General features: G+C 64.1%; 3 protein-coding genes and 1 pseudogene. 3 read left to right on the top strand and 1 reads right to left on the bottom strand.

The features are described from left to right. The 3 genes and pseudogenes from ABY403_RS15315 to ABY403_RS15305 form a co-directional block, all read left to right on the top strand. A pseudogene (locus ABY403_RS15315) lies at positions 1–519 on the top strand (DNA gyrase subunit B); the annotation flags it as partial. Between the two features lie 203 nt (positions 520–722). Beyond that, complete coding sequence (gene glp, locus ABY403_RS15310; RefSeq protein ID WP_372841683.1) at positions 723–1985, top strand: gephyrin-like molybdotransferase Glp; 1263 nt, start codon at positions 723–725, stop codon at positions 1983–1985. Further along, a complete protein-coding gene (locus ABY403_RS15305) occupies positions 1982–2485 on the top strand; it encodes a DUF2478 domain-containing protein (protein WP_372841682.1) in 504 nt (167 codons plus the stop codon). The genes glp and ABY403_RS15305 overlap by 4 nt, the downstream gene beginning before the upstream one ends. 2 nt (positions 2486–2487) lie before the next feature. On the opposite strand, the gene ABY403_RS15300 is transcribed toward ABY403_RS15305, so the two are convergent. Beyond that, a partial coding sequence (locus ABY403_RS15300) for a transketolase C-terminal domain-containing protein (protein WP_372841681.1) occupies positions 2488–2761 on the bottom strand: 274 nt, incomplete at its 5' end.

Here is a 2761-nt window from a genome sequence, read left to right as displayed (position 1 = left end):
GTGGCCAATGCGGTTGCAGCGCGGCTGGACCTTGTTGCGGTGGAATATGAGCGTGGCTGGCAAGGGCGACCCACGCAAGACCACGGGTTGCGCTTTGCCCGGATTCTGCGCGGCGTGGAAGAGGTGCGCACGCTTGACGGGGCGGTGCTACGCTCTGGCGAGGCGCGCAGGCTGGGGACGCATACGCAATCGCTCCACGATGTTTATGGCGCACCCGCGCGGTTGATCCGCAAGGACCGCGAGCAGGTCATCAACGGGCCGCTGGAGCTGTTGTCGGCGATCTTGGCCGAGGGCGAAAAGGGGCTGAGCCTGCAACGCTACAAAGGCTTGGGCGAAATGAACCCCGAACAGCTGTGGGAAACCACGCTTGACCCCGTAGCGCGCACGCTGTTGCAGGTGAAGATCGACGATCTGGCCGAGGCAGACGACATTTTCACCAAGCTGATGGGCGACGTGGTCGAACCGCGGCGCGAGTTCATCCAGCAAAACGCGCTGAACGTGGAAAATCTGGATATCTGATCGGCGCGGGTGGCCAATACCCAGGCGGCGCTGCAATCAGCGCCGCCTGGGGCGTGAAGGGCGCGTTTTCAGCGTTTTAGCGGCCGCTGCGCCTTTGCCGAAGCCATTCCTTCGGTGCTTTGGTATGGTTCACGTCGCCTTGGCGCAGTAAGCTGCGGGCGGCCGGTAAGGTCCGGTCATCCGTTGCTGCGAAGGAGACCGCGATGTCGAGCATCAGTCCTGCAAATGGCGAAGAGCGCGAGGCGGCGCACGGCGGGATGATGCCGCTGGAGGCTGCAATCGCAATTGCGCTGGATAGCGTGGCACCGATTGGCGCGGTCGAAACCGTAAACTTGGCCGAGGCGCTGGGGCGGTTTTGCGCGAAGGCGGTTGTTGCCCCCGCCGCGATGCCCTTTTTCGATAATTCTGCGATGGACGGCTTTGCCCTGCGGCTGGCGGATCTGGCGGGTGGCGATAGGCTGCCCATTTCCGCCACGGCTGCGGCGGGTTCTGCGCCGTCCGAGCTGGCACCCGGCACCGCCGCGCGCATCTTTACCGGCGCGCCGCTGCCTGCGGGTGCCGATGCCATCGCGATGAGCGAGCATTGCACCGAAACTGGCGAAACCGTGCGGTTTGACCGCGCACCGAAGCCCGGCGCCAATATTCGCCTTGCGGGCAGTGACCAGCCGCTTGGCGCAAGGTTGCTGGCACCCGGTCAGCGGATTGGCGCGCGGCACATCGGTTTGCTTGCCGCCAACGGGATCGAGAATGTTTCGGTCGCGCGAAGGCCCCGCGTTGGGGTGTTTTCGACGGGCGACGAGCTTGCCAAGGGCACCCGTGGCCCCGGTGCCATCCATGACGCCAATCGCCCCATGTTGCTGGCACTTGCGCGCGCCGCTGGGGCAGAAGCGAGTGACCTTGGCATTTTGCCCGATGATCTTGCCGCAACCACGCGCGCATTCGAGGGCCTTGCCGACAGGTTCGATCTGGTGCTGACCTCGGGCGCGGTGTCGGTGGGGGGGCGCGACCATGTGCGACCGGCGCTGATTGCCGCAGGCGGGCGGCTTGATGGCTGGCGCGTGGCGATCAAGCCCGGAAAGCCGGTCGCCTTTGGGCGGATTGGCGCGAGTGCGATTACCGGCCTGCCGGGCAACCCCTTTGCCTCTTTTGTCGGCTTTCACCTATTTGTGGCACCGCAGATTGCGCGGCTTGCCGGGGGCACCGCGCCAAAGTTCGCGGCAACCCCGGCGCGCGCGGGCTTTGAATGGCACCGAAAACCAGACCGCGCAGAGGTGTTTCCCGTGCATCTTGCAGGGCACGACGATAGCGGCACGCCCGTTCTTGAACGCCTTGGCAATAGTGCTTCGGCGACACTGTTTCCGCTGGCCGAGGCGGATGGGCTTGCCCTCATTCCAGCAACGACAGAGCGTGTTTCGCACGGCGATACGCTATTCTGGCAACCCTTTTGCGATGGCGGTTCAGCATGACCCGCACCCCGCTGGCGGCTGTTCGCTTTGAAGCTGAAGATATCGACACGCTACTGGCCGCGATTGCCGCCGAACTGGCGGAGGCGGGCTGGCGGCTAGCCGGTGTCATCCAATCGCGCGGCGAAACCGATGGCGATTGCGATTGTGCGGCGATGAACCTTACCTCGCTTGCGACAAGCGAGGTGTTTTGCATCTCGCAAAACCTTGGGCGCGATTCAGAAGGCTGTCGGCTGCACCTTGGCGAACTAGCCAAATGCGCAAAGGCGCTTGAAGCTGATCTGGCGCAAACGCCGGACCTTTTGGTGCTAAGCCGATTTGGCCGCGGCGAAATCGAAGGGGGCGGCTTTCGTGACCTGATCGCCCACGCGCTTGCGGCGGGGATTCCGGTGCTGACCGGTTTGCACCAGAACAACACCGAAGCCTGGGCCGCATTTTGCGGCGAGTTCGGCTGCGATTTGCCCTTTGCTAAGGATGCCGCACTCGACTGGGCGCGGGCATAAGCCTAGGCGCGCCGTGCCACCTTGACGCCCAGCACCTCTAGCACCTTTGCCTCGATCTGCGGGGCGTTCATGGCGGCAGAGGTATACATATCTTCGGGCGAGGAATGGTCGATGAAGGTGTCGGGCAGCACCATGCTGCGGAAGCGGTAGCCGCGATCGAAAATGCCTTCTTCGGCCAGAAGCTGTGCGACATGGCTGCCAAAACCGCCGATTGCGCCTTCTTCAACGGTAATCAGCGCCTCGTGCCCGGCGACCAGCCGCAGGATCAGATCGCGG

It is taken from the genome of Phaeovulum sp. (assembly GCF_041596715.1).
Classification (GTDB): domain Bacteria; phylum Pseudomonadota; class Alphaproteobacteria; order Rhodobacterales; family Rhodobacteraceae; genus UBA6213.
This window is presented reverse-complemented; position numbering and strand designations above follow the sequence as displayed.

Bases quoted from the DNA above. Each gene is read 5' to 3' on its own strand.
- glp (WP_372841683.1), top strand. From the start codon at position 723: ATGTCGAGCATCAGTCCTGCAAATGGCGAAGAGCGCGAGGCGGCGCAC.
- ABY403_RS15305 (WP_372841682.1), top strand. From the start codon at position 1,982: ATGACCCGCACCCCGCTGGCGGCTGTTCGCTTTGAAGCTGAAGATATC.